Annotated in this window: 16 protein-coding genes and 1 pseudogene; all 17 read left to right on the top strand. The window is 52.2% G+C overall.

The window, feature by feature from the left end; genetic code table 11:
* Positions 1-699: methyl-accepting chemotaxis protein (locus tag KGZ93_02015; protein MBS3908404.1), on the top strand; the 699-nt coding region annotated here is incomplete at its 5' end.
* 24 nt (positions 700-723) lie between these two features.
* Positions 724-1,200 (top strand): chemotaxis protein CheW, encoded by a 477-nt coding sequence (locus KGZ93_02010; protein MBS3908403.1) that lies wholly within the window; start codon positions 724-726, stop codon positions 1,198-1,200.
* Positions 1,201-1,284: 84 nt separating this feature from the next.
* Positions 1,285-3,417, top strand: a complete 2,133-nt coding sequence (locus tag KGZ93_02005; protein MBS3908402.1) for a chemotaxis protein CheA — start codon at positions 1,285-1,287, stop codon at positions 3,415-3,417.
* Between the two features lie 43 nt (positions 3,418-3,460).
* Positions 3,461-4,078: a chemotaxis protein CheC gene (locus KGZ93_02000; GenBank protein MBS3908401.1), complete on the top strand. Its 618-nt coding sequence runs from the start codon at positions 3,461-3,463 to the stop codon at positions 4,076-4,078.
* Between the two features lie 3 nt (positions 4,079-4,081).
* On the top strand, positions 4,082-4,570 hold the full coding sequence (locus KGZ93_01995) for a chemotaxis protein CheD (GenBank protein ID MBS3908400.1): 489 nt from the start codon (positions 4,082-4,084) through the stop codon (positions 4,568-4,570).
* An 11-nt stretch (positions 4,571-4,581) separates the two neighbouring features.
* Positions 4,582-4,944, top strand: coding sequence for a response regulator (locus KGZ93_01990; protein MBS3908399.1), 363 nt, complete (start codon positions 4,582-4,584; stop codon positions 4,942-4,944).
* A 23-nt stretch (positions 4,945-4,967) separates the two neighbouring features.
* Positions 4,968-5,999, top strand: coding sequence for a chemotaxis response regulator protein-glutamate methylesterase (locus KGZ93_01985; protein ID MBS3908398.1), 1,032 nt, complete (start codon positions 4,968-4,970; stop codon positions 5,997-5,999).
* A gap of 70 nt (positions 6,000-6,069) precedes the next feature.
* A pseudogene (locus tag KGZ93_01980) lies at positions 6,070-6,837 on the top strand (protein-glutamate O-methyltransferase CheR).
* Positions 6,818-7,585: an HDOD domain-containing protein gene (locus tag KGZ93_01975; GenBank protein ID MBS3908397.1), complete on the top strand. Its 768-nt coding sequence runs from the start codon at positions 6,818-6,820 to the stop codon at positions 7,583-7,585. The pseudogene KGZ93_01980 and the gene KGZ93_01975 overlap by 20 nt, the downstream one beginning before the upstream one ends.
* Positions 7,586-7,667: 82 nt before the next feature.
* Entirely contained in the window at positions 7,668-8,519 is an 852-nt protein-coding gene (locus KGZ93_01970; GenBank protein MBS3908396.1) for an HDOD domain-containing protein, read from the top strand.
* 30 nt (positions 8,520-8,549) lie between these two features.
* Positions 8,550-9,074, top strand: coding sequence for a chemotaxis protein CheX (locus tag KGZ93_01965; protein MBS3908395.1), 525 nt, complete (start codon positions 8,550-8,552; stop codon positions 9,072-9,074).
* A 37-nt stretch (positions 9,075-9,111) separates the two neighbouring features.
* On the top strand, positions 9,112-9,861 hold the full coding sequence (locus tag KGZ93_01960; GenBank protein ID MBS3908394.1) for a flagellar hook-basal body complex protein: 750 nt from the start codon (positions 9,112-9,114) through the stop codon (positions 9,859-9,861).
* A 136-nt stretch (positions 9,862-9,997) separates the two neighbouring features.
* Complete coding sequence (gene flgG, locus KGZ93_01955) at positions 9,998-10,783, top strand: flagellar basal-body rod protein FlgG (GenBank protein MBS3908393.1); 786 nt, start codon at positions 9,998-10,000, stop codon at positions 10,781-10,783.
* Positions 10,784-10,976: 193 nt separating this feature from the next.
* Positions 10,977-11,291 (top strand): flagellar biosynthesis anti-sigma factor FlgM, encoded by a 315-nt coding sequence (flgM, locus tag KGZ93_01950; protein ID MBS3908392.1) that lies wholly within the window; start codon positions 10,977-10,979, stop codon positions 11,289-11,291.
* Between the two features lie 21 nt (positions 11,292-11,312).
* Positions 11,313-11,801 (top strand): flagellar protein FlgN, encoded by a 489-nt coding sequence (locus KGZ93_01945; GenBank protein MBS3908391.1) that lies wholly within the window; start codon positions 11,313-11,315, stop codon positions 11,799-11,801.
* A gap of 13 nt (positions 11,802-11,814) precedes the next feature.
* Positions 11,815-13,206: a flagellar hook-associated protein FlgK gene (gene flgK, locus KGZ93_01940; GenBank protein MBS3908390.1), complete on the top strand. Its 1,392-nt coding sequence runs from the start codon at positions 11,815-11,817 to the stop codon at positions 13,204-13,206.
* 12 nt (positions 13,207-13,218) lie between these two features.
* Entirely contained in the window at positions 13,219-14,112 is an 894-nt protein-coding gene (gene flgL / locus KGZ93_01935) for a flagellar hook-associated protein FlgL (protein ID MBS3908389.1), read from the top strand.
* Positions 14,113-14,158: the final 46 nt, after the last annotated feature.

Genomic DNA, 14,158 nt, shown 5'->3' with positions numbered 1-14,158 from the left:
ACCGTCCTCTCCTCGGCCAACAAGATTCAGATGCTGGGCGAGAAGTCCAAGCAGATAGGCGAAATCATCGAAGTAATCGACGACATCGCCGAGCAGACCAACCTCTTGGCGCTAAACGCGGCCATCGAGGCCGCGCGCGCCGGTGAGCACGGCAAAGGTTTTGCCGTAGTCGCCGATGAGGTGCGAAAGCTGGCGGAGCGCTCAGCGAGAGCGACCGGGGAGATCGCAAAACTCATAAAGGGAATCCAAGACGAAACACTCGAGGCGGTAGCCGCCATGGAGCAGGGCACGCAAGAGGTCGCATCCGGTACCGAACTCGCCCACAACGCCGGCGAAGCCATTGAAGAGATGATGGTATCCATCAATAGAGTTGTTACAGAAATCGCCGGGGTTTCCACAGCAGCCGAACAGATATCGACATCGTCAGAGAAAATCGCGGCTGCGATGGACCAAATAGCGACGATCACCGAAGAGAATTCAGCTATAACACAAGAGGTCGCCGCATCTTCGGGTCAAGTCGAAACAGTAGTGGAAACGATTTCGCAATCGACCGCCCATTCCGCCGCGTCGGCTTCGGCTATCTCCGCATCCTCGCAGGAGCAGACAGCTTCGGTCGAAGAGATAGCGGCATCGGCCATCGAAGTCTCGAATATGGCGGATGAGTTAAGTGGATTGGTAGAAAAGTTCAAGATAGCTTAAAGCGGATTAGTGGGAGGGTTCACCGTGAGCGAGGAGCAGACGTTAGAACAAGAACAACTCGTTGTTTTTGAGGTGGGCGATGAATCGTTCGGTATAGATATATCGCTGGTGCAGGAGATAATCAGGCTCCAGCCGATAACCGAGGTGCCGCGAGCGCCGATGTATGTCAAAGGCGTTATTAATCTCAGAGGCAAAGTCATACCCGTTATCGATGTGCGCGAGAGGTTCAGTATCGGTATGGGTGAAGAGACAAAGGCGACGCGAATCGTCGTCGTCGATGTTCTCGGCAATATCGTCGGTATGATCGTCGACGCGGTAAGCGAGGTCTTGCGTTTAGCGACAGATTCAATCGAGCCGCCGTCGAGCATAGTCGGCAGCGTCGGCTCACAGTACCTGAGGGGAATAGGCAAACTCGAGGATAAGCTTGTCATACTATTGGATTTAGATACCCTTCTCGTCGAGATGGGCGCGAATTTGGTGGGGACGGCTGAAATCGCCTAACCCGAAGAAGCTCGGAAGCTATTGATATCCGGTTATACGGAAAGATTTCAACGGCAGCGGCTTACTATAACTGCGGGAGTAGATATGGACCTAGTATTTGACGCCACACCTGATGACTTGAGCGTGTTTCTACAGGAAGCGGATGAACTGATGCAACAGCTCGACGAGAATGTCCTTCGTCTTGAGAAAGAAGGCCAGAACCCGGAGATAATCCAGGAGATCTTTCGCGCGGCGCATACTCTAAAAGGCTCATCCGGCATGCTGGGACATGAGCGCATGGCCGAACTGACACACTCGCTCGAGTCGCTCTTCGATAAACTTCGTAGAGACGAGTTGAGTGTGACCACCGAACTCATCGATGTTTTTCTAGATTGCCTGGACGCCCTCAAGATATTGAAAGAAGAGTGCATTACCTTTAAGGCAAGCGACATCGATATAGGGACCCTTATTATAAAGATAGACGGGTTTGCTTCCGGGGCTCCTGTCGAAGCGAACATAGTCGCCGCCGTATCAATTGTTTTAGACGACCACGAGCACGACGTTATCAATATGGCCGAGGTCAAGGGTTCAACCGCTTTTTCAATCAGAATCAAAGTCGCGGATGATTGCATGATGCCGTCGGTAAGGTTCTACCAAGTGATCGAAGAGCTTCAGCCTGTCGGGGAGATAATAAAGACAAACCCCGGCATGGATGTGATAGAGAACGGCGAATGTGGTTCCGAGTTGGTGCTGCTTCTAGTGACCGACGAAGATCAAAGCCGTCTCGAAAGCATCGTCAAAGCCGTATCCGAGCTTTCCGAGCATTCAGTGGGGGTTTACAGTATTTCATCGGATCATGACGAAGACGAACCCCAAGAAGTTGAAGAGGCGACCGCTGTTTCCGGGGACAAGAGGATGCAGGACCTGGGACCCGAGGCTCGCGGCAAAAGCGCGCAGGAGTTGCAGCAGATGCGCACGGCCGCCGCCGTCAAGACGGTACGGGTAGATGTCGAGCGTCTGGACCATCTCATGAATCTCGTCGGTGAGTTGGTCATCGGCAAGACCCGCCTCCAGCAAATCGGGAGCGATTTAGCCAATAGTTATCACGTGGGAGATTTGACCTCGACGCTCAACGAGGTGACAGCGCATGTCGGGCAAATCACGAACGAACTCCAAGAAGAAGTCATGCGCGCGCGCATGCTCCCCATAGAGCAGGTATTCAACAAGTTTCCGCGACTGGTGCGAGATTTGGCGCGTACCGCGGGCAAGACCATCAATTTTGCCGTAGAGGGCAAAGAGACCGAGATAGACCGGTCTGTTCTTGAAGAGATAGGGGATCCGCTCGTACATATTTTGAGGAACGCAATCGACCATGGCGTCGAAACACCGGATGAACGGAGAAAAGCCGGTAAATCGCCCGAGGGAAGCGTATTTTTGGGCGCGCGTCATGAGGAGAACCATATCGTCGTAGAGGTTTCGGACGATGGTCGAGGTATGGATGTTCAAAAGATTAAAGATAAGGCTATACGCAAAGGGTTTTTGACACGGGAAGCCGGCGATCAAATGAGCGACCGTGAAATTCTCGACCTGATATTTCTGTCAGGATTTAGTACCGCCGATAAAGTATCCGAGATATCGGGTCGCGGTGTCGGCATGGACGTGGTTCGAAACAATATCAAGAAGATCAACGGTACCGTGGAGATCATATCCGAACTCGGTGTCGGAACGAAGTTCGTTATAAAGTTGCCGCTTACGCTCGTGATAGTCGACGCATTGACCGTCGTCGTCGGCGACAGGATCTACGCCGTTCCCCTTAACACGATAAAAGAGGTTCTAAAACTTGAGGACGGCCACATCAAGATGGTCGACAAAAAAGAGACTATGTTGCTTCGCGGCAGCGTATTGTCGCTGCTAAGGTTGAGCGAGCTTTTCAAGCATACCTCGGTTGCCGATCGCGGCAGCGAAGACGAACTCCATGTCGTAGTCGTTGGCTACGGGGAAAATCGTATCGGTCTCATCGTAGATCGTTTGCTGAGCAAGATGGAGATAATGATCAAAGCGCTCGGGGACTACCTGGGGTTAGTTGATGGGATTTCAGGAGCAACGGTCTTGGGAGATGGTCGGGTCGCTCTGGTCATCGACCCGGTAAGTTTGATTGTCAAATTTAATGCGGGCAAGAAGCTAAACGCGCAGCCGGTCTCCAAAAGCAAGAAATCAACGAGCAAGAAGATTGCATAGCGGGCCGGCTTTTTGCGATTAGGTTTAACAGGGAGAGATAATTGTGTCCAAGATGATAGGGAGTCTCACGCTAAAGCAAAGAGAATTACTGGAACGCATACTTAAGCTAAGCGCCGACAGCTCGGCTGTAGCTCTTAGCGAGATGACCGACAAGTCCATATTTTTGAAGTCTCCCGAGATCGATGTAGTGCCGCTCGGAGATGTGCCCGCGATAGCCGGAGGAAACGAGAATCCGGCGGTCAGCGTCTGCCTCTTGCTCCTCGGTGAAGCCCGCGGGAACATCCTTCTTGTGTTTCCCGGAAGAAGCGCATTCAAACTTGCCGACCTGGTTCTGCAGGAAGACTCCGGGGATACTGAGGAACTCAGTGAGATGGCCGTCTCCGTGCTCGGAGAGGTCGGGAACCTGGTTAGCGCGTATTTTCTAAGTACTCTCTCCGATTATACCGGATTAAGAATACAGCCGTCGGCACCGATGATAGTCCACGATATGGTCGAAGCCATAGTCAGCTCGGCGATGCTGATTCTTGAAGAAGCGCCGGATGAGATTCTTTACATTGAGACCAATATCGCCGACGAAAGCGATACGATCCAAGGCTATATGATGCTCTTTACCGATGAGGCGACGCTCCATTCAATTCTACAGGCGATGGAGGCGAGGTAGTAAATGGCTGAGAGTTTAATAAATATCGGAATCGGCGAATTCGAGGTATCCGGAGATCGCGGCAGTGCGATTATCACGCGAGGACTCGGTTCGTGCGTAGCGGTTTGTCTATACGATAACGTCGCGAAAGTAGCCGGGATGGCGCATATTATGCTCCCCGTCGACAACGGCAGGGATGAATTATTGAACGCGAGATTTGCCGATACGGGCGTCCCCCGATTATTCGAGGCGATGATAGAGCATGGCGCGGAGCCCGGACGTATCACCGTCAAGATGGCCGGAGGTGCTCGAATGTTTAAGATGCCGGGCGGCAGTAGTTTGCTCGAAATCGGTGAGCGAAATGTCGAGGCTATTACAGCGGTTCTCAATGAGCTTAAGCTCAAACTTGTCGCCGCCGACACCGGCAAGGATTACGGAAGGACAGTCGAGTTCTCGGTCGCAAGTGGTGAATTAATGGTTAAAGCAATAGGTCGTAGCGTGACCGTAATTTAGGAGGCATTAGAATGGGAAAGAACGTTTTGGTCGTTGACGATGCCGCCTTCATGAGAATGAAGATCGTCAAGCTTCTTACAGACAACGGGTACAGCGTTACAGGTGAGGCCGGCAACGGTGAGGAAGCGGTCATGAAATACCAGCAACTCAAACCCGATCTCGTGATTATGGATATTACTATGCCTGTCATGGATGGTATCGAGGCGATCACGGAGATCAAGAAGCTGGATGATAGCGCTAAGGTAATCGTCTGTAGCGCGATGGGGCAACAAGGTATGGTTATCCAGGCCATCAAGTCAGGAGCAAAGGATTATGTGCTAAAGCCCTTCCAGCCCGACAGGGTTCTGGAGGCCGTTAAGAAGCAAATCGGTTAGTTTTGAGTTCGGAGAGTGAAAATTTGCCCCAAGTAAAAGTTCTCGTCGTCGACGACTCTTTTTTTATAAGAAAACGTCTCGTTGAAATGTTAAACTCCGACTCTGAGATTAACGTTGTCGATACCGCCGAAAACGGCCTGGAAGCGATCGAAAAGGTCGCAAGGCTTAGGCCCGATGTCGTCACGCTAGACATAGAGATGCCCAATATGGATGGGCTGACCGCGCTTGTGCGAATAATGAAGGAGCACCCGACTCCGGTCGTTATGGTAAGCACACTGACTGAGGCCGGGTCTGAAGCGGCCATGACTGCCCTTATGAGGGGCGCGGTAGATTTTATACATAAACCAACGAGTTTTGGGGATACCAAGCTCTATAATATCAAGGAAGAAATCGTCGCCAAAGTCAAAATAGCGTCGCGCGCGCGTCTAAGGCTTGCGCAAAGTGCGCAACCAAGGACAATCGGAACGAGTGATCTCGTCCGGCCTGGCGGACACAGCAATAAACTCGTCCTCATCGGTTCCTCAACAGGCGGCCCCAGGGCTCTCTTGGAAGTCTTGCCGCGACTACCGAAAAATTTTCCCGCGCCAATTGCGATAGTCCAACATATGCCGCCCGGTCCGTTCATAAAATCGATCTCGAAAAGGCTCGAAGCCGACTCGGAGATCGATGTGAATGAGGCCGGTAATGGTGATAGATTAGAGCCGGGTCGCGCCCTGATAGCGCCCGGGGGCTACCATATGCTTATAGAGCAGGGGCGGGTCGTGAAGTTGAATCACGGGCCTTCCGTCAACTCGGTAAGGCCTTCGGTCGATGTCATGATGAGTTCAGCCGCCGCGGTCTATGGCTCACATATAATAGGAGTGATTCTTACAGGCATGGGGCGCGATGGCGCGGACGGTATGGCGCTCATCAAAAAAAAGGGCGGACGCACCATCGCCGAAGACGAATCGACATGTATCGTTTACGGCATGTCGCGGTCTGTAATCGAAAACGGCGACGCCGATAGTGTCGTACCCATAGAGCGAATAGCGAATGAGATAGTAAAGATGCTTTAGGAAAGAGGTTGCCGCGGTGGAGTTTAACGACAGTCCGGAGTATTCGTACTTTGTAAGCAAGATTAAGAGTCTTAGCGGTATCGATTTGAGCAATTATAAGCCTTGGCAAATACAGCGAAGACTCACATTCGTCATGGACCAAGCCGGAATGCAAAATTACAGGGAATTCGCGGATATGCTCGCGTCCGACAAGCGGAAGCTTAATGAGTTTGTTGACTGGGTGACGATTAATGTATCCGAGTTCTATCGCGACCAGCTGAAGTTTAAAGAACTTCAAGATGTTATCCTTCCCGAGCTGCTAAGCCATAAGAAAGAGTTGCGCATCTGGAGCGCCGGTTGTTCGAACGGATCCGAGCCCTACACCCTCACACTCATCCTTGAAGAACTGACGCCGGGAAAGCGCCACACGGTAATCGGCACCGACCTCGACGACAGAATCCTACAAAAAGCCGGGCTCGGGTGTTATGAAGACCGGGACATACGGAATGTCCCGAAACATCTTGTAAGCAGATATTTCAAGTGCGACGGTGGTCAAGCAAACTTGAGCGATGAGATAAAGCAACGCGTCGTTTTCAACAAGCACGACTTGCTAAACGACAAATACGAGAATGACTTCGACCTAATACTCTGCCGCAATGTGGTGATTTATTTCACTTCCGATGCTAAGGACCGGATATATCGGAATTTTAGAGAGTCGTTGACCGAGCAGGGAGTTCTTTTCGTTGGAGGCGCTGAGAGTATTCTGAATGCGAAGAGCTTGGGTTTACAGGTTGCGCGCCCGTTTTTCTATAAGAAGCTGCCTAATGACGGAGGATTGCATGTCAAGAGAGTTAGCTGAGAATATACGCAGAGCGATAGATGAGATGCCGCGGTTTTCGTTAGTGGCCGATAGGGCTATGGTCGGCCTGAGAGAGCAAGCGTTGAGCGGGGAGTCTTTGAAGGACCTCGGCATGTATGATGCGAGATTCGCTCGACAGATACTTCAGATGACTAAATATGCGGCGTTCGGGTTTGGTCCCGGAACGATCTCCCAAGGGCCGGCGGCGCTCGAGGACAAGGACGTGCTCCGAGGCGTCATGCTCGCCTTCTCTTTGCAGGACTTTATTAGCGGCGAACTCAAGTCCTATGGGCAAATCGCCGGAGAACTCTGGGAGCACTCCATAAACTGTGGACTTTCGGCCTGGATGATAGCGACGAAGACGAATTTCAGCGATTTAGAGCAAGCATTTGTGGCGGGCATGATGCACGATATCGGCAAAATCGTACTCGATAAATTTTTGTGTGAAGAAAGACTTATGTTGGTCGATACTATTACAGAAGATGGGCTAACCCCGGCAGAGGCGGAGAAAGCTTTGCTTGGGATAGACCACGCGGAAGCCGGAGCCCTCTTAGCGGAGAAATGGCACTTTGACGATGCCGTAGTCGAAGCCGTAAGGTGGCATCACGAGCCGGAAAAAGCTAGTGACGGATCAGACCTAACGGTCTTTGTCCACCTGGCCGATTGTATGTGTATGAGTCTCGGGCCCGCTCTGCGAAATGATGGTCTCGTTACTTTATTGGCAGGCAATATACCGTCGTTGGATTAGCTTGGCGGCATATTGAAAGCCGAGCGCGAAGCCGACAATCGAAAGGTAGCACAGCTCTAGATATCGGCGTTAAATGGAGGATATGATGGGGCAGGAAGTCGCACAAAAAATCTTAAAAGAAATAAGGGACTTACCACCGTTCTCAGCAATCGCAAATCGCGCGCTCAAGCTAACCAATGATCCTCGGGCGTCGGCGGTTGATATCAGTCGCGTTATATCGTACGACCCCGCGTTTACCGCGCGCGTGCTGCGCATGGCTAACTCGGCTTACTACGGGTTTGCCCGCAAAGTCACGACTGTGAGCGAGGCTATAGTCATTCTTGGCTACGAGACGCTCAAGAGCGTTGTTTTGGCGCTTACCCTCCAGAAATTCTACGACAACGAAGTCCGCGGATACGGGCTTGAAAAAGGCGATATGTGGAAGCACTCCGTTGGTTGCGCGCTTGCCTCGCGCCTACTTGCGACTCAGATAAAATATCCGGCCGTCGAAGAGGCATTTGTCGCCGGCTTGCTTCATGACGTCGGCAAAGTCATCCTTAACGAGTATGTAAGGGACGAAATAGACGAGATAATAGAGCTTGCCGGCAGCCAGGGACTCTCTTTTGCCGAAGCCGAAAAACGTGTGCTCGGCTTCGACCATCAGGATATCGGCTCCAAAGTTGCCGAGAAGTGGAATTTCAACGACACGGTAGTAGAGGCCATCCGTTGTCACCACCGACCGGAAAGGGCCAAGAAAGAGCCCGAGCTTACGGCAATCGTCCATGTGGCGGATTTCATCTGCCTCAGCTTGGGTCTTGGAATAGGAAACGATGGCATGCTCTATCCGCTTAAAAAGGAAGCACTTGAGATTTTGAAGTTAGACGAGCCGGAGATAGACAACCTGATTTATTCGGCTTATAACATCGCTGAAGAGATAGAAAAGATTCTGGCATAGCGCTCAGCCGGGATCTAGACGACATTGTAGATGGAAGGGACGGTAGAGATGCTCAAAGCTGAATTTGTAAACCCGTTTCTCGAAGCCGCTTGCGAAGTCTTCGAGACCGAAACGGGTGCCAAACTGCAAAAAGGACCGATTTCCGTTCAGAAGTCATCGTTAACTTCCCAGGAAGTCAGCGTGCTTCTCGGTATAACCGGCGAAATCCACGGCCAGGTAATATACGGTATTTCAACCAAGGCCGCGAAGAGGATCGCCTCCGCGATGATCGGGCGCAACGTACCCTTGCTCGACGAGCTTGCGCAAAGTGCGATTAGCGAATTGGGGAACATGATTACCGGGTTGGCGACGGTTAAATTTGGCGAGTCTTACTCAAGTCTGGCCATTACGCCGCCGACGCTTATCATAGGTCAAAAAGTCCTTATATCCACGATAGATATCCAGCGGCTCTATGTAGTTCTCATGAGCGAGTTTGGAGATATCGAGGTAAGCATAGCGCTCAAGGAGCGTGTTAGCGCGGAAGATATTTTGGCTTCCAAAAAGATGGCCTGCTAGAGATATAAGGGTTAACGACAGGGAAAGGAGGTGCAATATGATAAGAGGGTTATACGCCTCGGCTACAGGGATGCTTGCCCTAATGAACAAGCAGGATGTTATCTCGAACAACCTGGCCAATGTCAACACAACCGGATTTAAACGGGATTACGCGTCGATAACTTCTTTTCCGGAGGCATTGGTATACGCATCCGAAAAGAGGGTCGGCACGCAGGCTGCTCAGGCTCCCCTCGGCCGGCTAAGTACCGGGGTCGGTATCGGAGAAACCGGTTTCATAAATACGGACGCCCCGTTGCGCCACACCGGAAGTATGTTCGATGTCGCGTTATCCGGCAACGGGTTGTTTGCGGTCGGGACTCAAGCGGGTGAGCGATATACGAGAAACGGAAGCTTCGGAATCGACGGCCTTAGCAGATTGGTCGACCAGGATGGAAATCTTGTGTTAGGCGAAGACGGAGCCATAGCGATCGATGGCGATAAGGTCTTTATCGATGAGACAGGAAATATCTACGTCGACGATACCTTTGTCGACAAGCTAAAGATACGATATTTCGATGCCGATGAGTTGGAGAAGGCCGGAAGCAATTTGTTTATCTCACAGACCGAAGGCAAGGCTTCCGAAGCTCGCGTCAGGCAAAAGTATTTGGAAGGCTCGAATGTCGACGTTACGATCGAGATGGTCGACATGATCACGACGGTAAGGTCTTTCGAGGCCAACCAGAAGATATTGAAGAGCCAGGACGAAATCTTGGGTAGAGCGGTCAATGATGTTGGTAGATTAGCGTAAGAGGCTGGACCGGAAACGGAGGTCTCCCCAGAACCGCCGATTGATAGAGGCGGGTCAAACCCAACATCCCTTAACCGACATTCTCTATGCCTGCTCTAGTCCGAAATTACATGGATACGGTAAGAAGGAGGGTAGCATGATTGGAGCATTATGGACGTCGGCGTCGGGGCTGCACTCGCAAAGAGCGGCGGTGGACGCAATCTCGAATAATGTCGCGAATATCGGTACGACCGGCTTTAAGCGCAATATTACGCAGTTTCAGGATCTCGGCTATATGCAGGCAAATGCCTTAGGAGAGTTTGAGCCCGATAATTCAAGCGGGACGGGAATATCGATCGGCACGGGGGTTAGGGTCGCATCGACCCAGAGAATATTTAATCAGGGCAGGTTGGAGGCGACCGGCAACCCATACGATGTCGCTATCGACGGAGCGGGGTTTTTCCGGGTTCGACTTCCGGACGGAACCCCCGCCTATACGAGAGACGGCAGTTTCAACGCTGATTCAACCGGGAAGCTCACTACGTCGCAAGGGTATACGTTGGACCCCGCGATAACCTTACCCGAAGGGTCAACCGACCTTAATATACTGCCGAACGGTCAGGTTCGGGTCGTCGATATCAAGACCGGAGAGCTTCGAGAGGTCGGTACCATAACACTCTTCAAAGTCGATAACCCAAATGGCCTGTTAGCGGTTGGAGAGAACGTCTTCGTTCCGACTGCGGCCGGCGGCAACGCTGTCGAAGAGATACCCGAGAGCGATGGCGTGGGGCGGTTGACCCAGGGGTTTGTCGAGGGCTCGAACGTGGAGCTTGCGGATGAGATGACCCAGTTGGTCATCGCGCAACGCGCGTATGAGGTAAATTCGCGTGCCCTCAAGACAGCCGAAGAGATGCTGATGATAGCTACCAATATCAGGGCATAGCCAATATCGTCGACAGGTTGAAGGGTCTAGGGTATCGCGAAATATGTCAAGTAGAGAAGTGCGCCGGCGCCGAGCCGGTTCGTGTGAGCGGTTTGTTTCACCCGCGTTTGCGTAATTGTCGAGGCGGTTTTGCCGGAACGCTGGAGAAAGCGGCGGAACCTGACGATAACTATGAGCAAGTGGGGTGAGTTGTATGAAGGTCTCAAATGAGCAAGTCAAACAGGTCTTAGACAAGTATGCGCGGCAGGTCGAAAACAAAACGTCCGACCGGGCAAAAGGCTCGGAGCAGAAAACGGAAGCGCTCCGCCGCAATGTTGATTCCGTCACCATAACGGCTCGCGGGGAAGGGGCCAACAGAGCAATAGAAGCCTACAGAAAGCTTCCTGATGTTAGAAAAGACCTGGTTGATGAGGTAAAAACCAAAATCAAGTCTGGTGATTACGAAGTAACCAGCAAAGAAGTGGCAGACAAGATAGTCCATCGAATGATTGTCGATAAGATGGTCTAGACTATACCAAGGGTGAGAAAATTGAAGATCGATGATGTTGCTCTAGTCGATGTATTAAGATGCGAGAGAGAATCGTACCGGGACTTGCTTGAACTGGCGGAAAGAGAAGAGAGATTCATCCTAGAACGAGATGCGGAGGGACTGATGGAAGTCATCAGGGCGACAGAGCGGTTGATCGAAACCGTGCGCGAACTCGAGCGCGAGCGCCTAGCCCTGATATCGGCGGGGCTTAACCAGACTCCGTCCCAACCACCCCAAACGCTCTCTTCGGTTATGGATAGCTTGAGCGGCACGATGGCCGCCGAGGCCGCCCGGCTTAGGGACGAGATCCTCGAAGTTATCGAAGCTCTCAGTGAAGCCAACAGGACCAATGCCGAGTTGGCGCAGAGAAGCATCGGTTACATCGATTTCCTGCTCGGCACGCTTATCTCCGATGATGAGAGCTTTTGCTACGCTGAAAAATCAGTCGCACGTAATTCGAAACCGCGTTTGTTCGACGGAAGAGCATAAAAGGGTGTCTTAGATGAATGGGTTCTTTGGTATAAATATAGCGCGAAAAGCGCTGCAGACGAGCCAATACGCTATGGACGTCACATCGCACAACATAGCTAACGCAAACACGCCCGGGTATTCGAGGCAGAGGGTCATCCAGGGGACGACACCCTCATTCCCAGCTCCTTCGTGGAACAGACCGCTAATTCAAGGGCAGCTCGGGACAGGTGTCGAGGTTCACTCCATACAACGGGTACGTGATAGCTTCTACGACGGTCAGATACGGCGTGAGAACCAGTCGCTCGGTGGTTGGGAGACGACCCAAAGCACTTTGCAGCAAATCGAGACTATATTAAATGAGCCCTCGGACGGCGGATTACACAAGGCCATGGGTGAACTCTGGAATTCCTGGCAGCAGTTGAGCAAAAACCCCGAGAGCTTGTCGATGCGGACGTCGGTAATCGAAACCGGGCGCATGGTCGCAACGGTCTTCAACCAACTGGACGGGAAGCTCACCAGAGTCCAGGCCAACCTCAACGAGCAAGTCGCGGTCAAAGTGAGCGAGATAAATACGATAGCACGCCGAATATCGGAGATAAACCGGGATGTGCTCAGGGTCAAGACCTACGGCGCCGAGCCGAACGATTTGCTCGACGAAAGAGATCTACTGGTCGACAAATTGTCCAAGATGGTCGATGTTCAACTCCGCGAAATGGATACCGGCACACTTGTCGTATATATAAACGGCGCCCAACTGGTCTCGGAATACAACCATACCGAACTCGAGACGACGGCCAATCCGTTGAACAACGGCTACTACGACGTGAGGTGGAAGGCCTCCGGTCTTAATGCCACGATTTACGGCGGTGAGCTAAAGGGTTTGACCACGATGCGCGACGCGACGGTGCCGGCTTACAAGGGTAAGCTCGATACGCTTGCCGCGGCGCTTATCGATAGGGTCAATTCAGTCCATTTCGTCGGAATCGGCCTCGATGGTTTGGCGGGACGGAATTTCTTTGCGGGAACCGGCGCCGCGAATATAGCCATAAGCGCGGACATGTCCGACCCGAGGCGAATCGGCGCGTCACTCAGCGGCGCGGTAGGGGACAACGCGAATGCGCTGGCGATTGCGCGCATAAAGGATGCGTTTACCATGAGCGGCAACACCGTTACCATGGACGACTACTATCGGTCCATCGTAACTAATCTTGGCGTCGAGTCTCAGCAAGCTACCAGAATGCTGGCGAACGGCAAACTCTATTTTGAACTGATAGAGAACCACCGGCAATCGGTGACCGGGGTCTCGTTGGATGAAGAGGCGACCAATATGATTAAGTTTCAGCGCGCCTATCAAGCGGCCGCGCGCCTGGTCAATATCTATGACGAGATGCTCGACGTATTGATAAACCAAATGGTCAGATAGGGGGAGAAGTAGATGAGAGTTACCCAGAATATGCTTTCCAACACGATACTTAACAACATATCCGCCTCATATGGCCGCATTGAGAAGTATCAGGCGCAGTTAGCTTCGGGCAAGATAAATCGCCGCCCCTCCGATGACCCGGCCGCTGTCAATAAATCGCTCAGCTTTAGGTCGTCCGTTAAGGAGATCGAGCAGTATGCGCGCAATGTCGACGACAGCATCACGTGGCTATCGACCGCGGACGTATCGATGCGAAACGCCACTGAGCTTATGTACCGGGCTAAAGAGCTGGCTGTTATGGGCGCCAACGGCACGCTCGGCCAAAGCGAGCTGAACAAAATCGCGAACGAGGTGGATTCGATAGTGGCCGATATGGTCAATATCGGGAATGCCAACGTTGCCGGAAGATATATCTTCTCGGGGCAAAGGACGACGACGGCACCGTTTACTCAGGTAAGCGCGCCGGCGCCTGCTGTGAACTATAACGGAGACGGCAACACTATCGATTACGATATCGGCAAGGGGGCGACCATCAAGGTAAACCTCGCCGGAAATACCGTCTTTAAGGGAGCGACCGATGTTTTTCAGGTCTTACTCGACCTCGGCGCGCACCTTCGCGCGGGTAATTTCGCGTCGGTATCGGCCTCTACCAGCCTTATAGATAACGCGCTCGATGCGATTACGGATTCTCTGGCGGTTGTCGGGGCGAGGCTGAACCGCTTGGATTTCGCGAACGATAGACATATGGAGGACAGCCTAAACCTGACGGAGATCTTAAGTAGCGTCGAGGACGCTGATTTCGCCGAGGTAGTGGTCAGGCTGAAGGCCGAAGAGAATGTGTACCAGTCGGCGCTTATGACCGGGAGCATGTCCATACAGAAGTCGCTCATCGACTTCTTGAGATAGCTTTTGAGGATAAGAGCGGCGCGGGGTATAAGCGCTATCGCCAAAC

Source organism: Actinomycetota bacterium (genome assembly GCA_018333515.1).
Taxonomy (GTDB): domain Bacteria; phylum Actinomycetota; class Aquicultoria; order Aquicultorales; family Aquicultoraceae; genus Aquicultor.
This window is presented reverse-complemented; position numbering and strand designations above follow the sequence as displayed.